This window comes from Phyllobacterium sp. P5_D12, assembly GCF_054049495.1.
Genome location: NZ_JBFUMG010000576.1, coordinates 1 through 2745, shown reverse-complemented (window position 1 = coordinate 2745; position 2745 = coordinate 1). Strand labels below are relative to the sequence as shown.

The following is a 2745-nucleotide window of genomic DNA, read 5'->3' as shown; positions in this document are numbered from 1 at the left end:
ACTATAGCGCGCATTCGGCAACCGCCAGCGGCGCCCCGCCCTCGTTGTGCCGGTATATAGACCCCACCCAACAAACCTGTCAACATCGATTTTGAAGAAATTGTGAAAAATATGACAGAGTCTTTTGGGACGCGGTTTTAACATGCAAAGTCGGTGCTCGTGGATATAGCCAGCGAATTGAAATGTGAATGGATCGGCCACAAACATGCCCAAATCCCTGCATAGCGCTCGCTCCAATGCCACATGATCAGTCCCATCTATCATTCTGCGCCACGCAGCATTTGCACAGGCTTGCGGGACCGCGCGTTGACATAGGCAAGCTGGGAGGGCAAAACTGCGTCCCAATCGATTTCATGCCAGTACAAGGCTGGTCGGCAAGCGCCGAAAAATCTCATAAGCCCGCAGTCTATAACGGCGACAGGATCAACACTTAACAGTATGAACGAGTACGAGGGGCACTCATCAATCGATCCGGGCAACGAGCCGCCGTTGATTACGGACGGCCGTCGTGGCCCGCCGGATCGGCGTGAGATCTCGGCGCGATGGCTTGCCGGCACCTTTCTTACTGGCATTACTTCGAGCATATTGATGGGTGTGGCCCTGTTTGCAGCGCTTGACGGCCGCGAGCAGCTGGCAACTCCGCCGGAATTGATGGCCCGCAATGCAATGCCTGCGCCGGGCGGCAATTCCGATGTCACCAAAGGCGCCCGCGTTGCCGCAACGACACCCATACAGAAAAATCGCGACCGCAGGCGGCTCGATGTTTCAACCATGTTCAAGGATGGCGAGCGTGACGTTATTCGCTCAATGCCGTTCGAATTCGTCCACATCGCGCTCGCCGATGTCCATAACACGAATCGCCGATATCCTGCCTTCAATCCCCTCGATGTCTTCGCGGAAGCCAATGAGAGCACTGATCCGACACCGAAAACAGGCTTGATCTACGGTGCCAAGGTCGAAAGCGAAGTCAGCCTCCGTACCGTGGATTTCCCCTTGGCCACGGCGCAATACGATCCCGCCGATGATCTGAGTGTAGATGACGTGGAAGAGGTTGTCCGCAACACCGGCTCGCTTCTGACCGATGGAGCGATCCAGGTCGCTTCTCTCCATTACGTGGACCCGCTGCGGTTTGGTACAGACGAGGATCCCTATAATCTTCGCAGTCCCCTTGCCGTCAAAATCATTCAGGAAAATGTCAGCGTCTCTCCCCGGTTGTCCGAGGACGCAGAGAGCGCCGGTTATTCGGAAGAACTCATTCCGTTCCGCAGTGACAAGGATATTCTGGCTGCACTCAATGATGCGGGCTACGAGAATGGCGACGCTACGGGCATGTCGGAGGCCATCGCCAAGCTGCTGAACTCGCCGCGTTTGAAAAGCGGCAGCGTATTGCGGCTTGGGATCGAATCCCAGAACAATACCGACAGGATCATGCGGGCCAGCGTCTATAATGGAAGCACGCATGTCTTGACGATCGCCCTCAATGACCGCGACCAATATGTCCCGGCGGACGAACCGGAGATGACGCCGGGCCTGCAGGTTGCATTCGACGACAATCCCCCCGTCTCGCGCCGGACTGAAGATTTGCCCACGATCTATGACGGCATCTACCGCGCCGGTGTCGCCTATGGCATGACGGATTCGATGATCAAACAGCTCATCAGGATGCTTGCTTCGGATGTCGATTTCCAGTCGCAGCTTTCACCCACCGATGAGTTGGAAGCCTTGTTCTCGCTCCCGGCAGATTCGGAGAAGGCTGGCGACGATTCGGAAATTCTCTATGTCGCGGCCAATTTTGGCGGCGACCTGAAAAAGTTCTACCGGTTCCACAGCAAGGACGGCAACACCGACTATTACGACGAAGACGGCAAGAGCTCCAAGCAGTTCCTGCTGCGTAAACCGGTACCGAACGGCATCTTCCGTTCACCCTTCGGCATGCGGCGTCATCCCATCCTTGGTTATTCCCGCATGCATACGGGTGTGGACTGGTCAGCTCCGCGTGGAACACCAATCATCGCTGCAGGCAATGGTGTCGTTGAACGTGCGGGGTGGACCAACGGCTATGGCAACCAGACGCTTATTCGCCATTCCAACGGCTATGAAAGCAGCTATTCGCATCAGAACGCTATCGCCAGCGGTGTGGCCCCGGGTGCGAAGGTGCGGCAGGGCCAGGTTATTGGTTACCTCGGATCGACCGGGCTTTCGACTGGCCCTCATTTGCATTACGAGGTGATCGTCAACGGCTCCAAGGTCGATCCGATGCGCATCCGCCTTCCAAGCGGCGGTGAACTTGGCGGCGATGATCTGGTCGCGTTCAAGCGCGAACGTGAGCGTATCGATCAGCTTCTCAAGGACGACGAAGCAAAGGGCACCAAGGTCGCTGCCAGCGGCTGACGCCTATTCCTGGAATTCGACTGTCACGCCCTTCTGCACGAGCTTTGACAGTTCCGTCGCATCCCAATTGGTCAGGCGCACACAACCGTGGCTGTTCGTCTTGCCGATCTTTGACGGTTCAGGTGTGCCGTGAATCCCGTAGGTCGGCTTCGACAAGGCGATCCACACCGTCCCGACAGGGCCGTTCGGTCCCGGCGGTATTGTCAGAACTGAATTGTTCTCACCCTGCTTGAAGTTGATTTTCGGGTTGTAGGTATAATTCGGATTGAGAGCGACGCGCTCGACCTGCACAGTACCCGAAGGCGATGGCGTATCGGTCGACCCGATCGTCGCCGGATAGGCAACGACCAGCCG

At 56.9% G+C, this 2745-nt stretch carries 3 protein-coding genes; 1 reads left to right on the top strand and 2 read right to left on the bottom strand.

Annotated elements, in window-relative coordinates:
• On the bottom strand, positions 1-207 hold a 207-nt coding region (locus tag ACXJ5O_RS23730), incomplete at its 3' end, for a hypothetical protein (protein ID WP_457302048.1).
• Positions 208-438: 231 nt separating this feature from the next.
• On the opposite strand from ACXJ5O_RS23730, the gene ACXJ5O_RS23725 reads away from it, so the two are divergent.
• The gene (locus ACXJ5O_RS23725) at positions 439-2391 is read left to right on the top strand and encodes a M23 family metallopeptidase (RefSeq protein WP_457302047.1); all 1953 of its coding nucleotides are present in this window, start codon (positions 439-441) and stop codon (positions 2389-2391) included.
• A gap of 3 nt (positions 2392-2394) precedes the next feature.
• Here ACXJ5O_RS23725 and ACXJ5O_RS23720 read toward each other — a convergent pair.
• Positions 2395-2745, bottom strand: a 351-nt coding sequence (locus ACXJ5O_RS23720; RefSeq protein WP_457302046.1) for a L,D-transpeptidase, incomplete at its 5' end; no start/stop codon positions are given.

What these genes read in the sequence shown, in the direction of transcription:
- ACXJ5O_RS23725 (WP_457302047.1), top strand. Translation starts at nt 439, where the DNA reads ATGAACGAGTACGAGGGGCACTCATCAATCGATCCGGGCAACGAGCCG.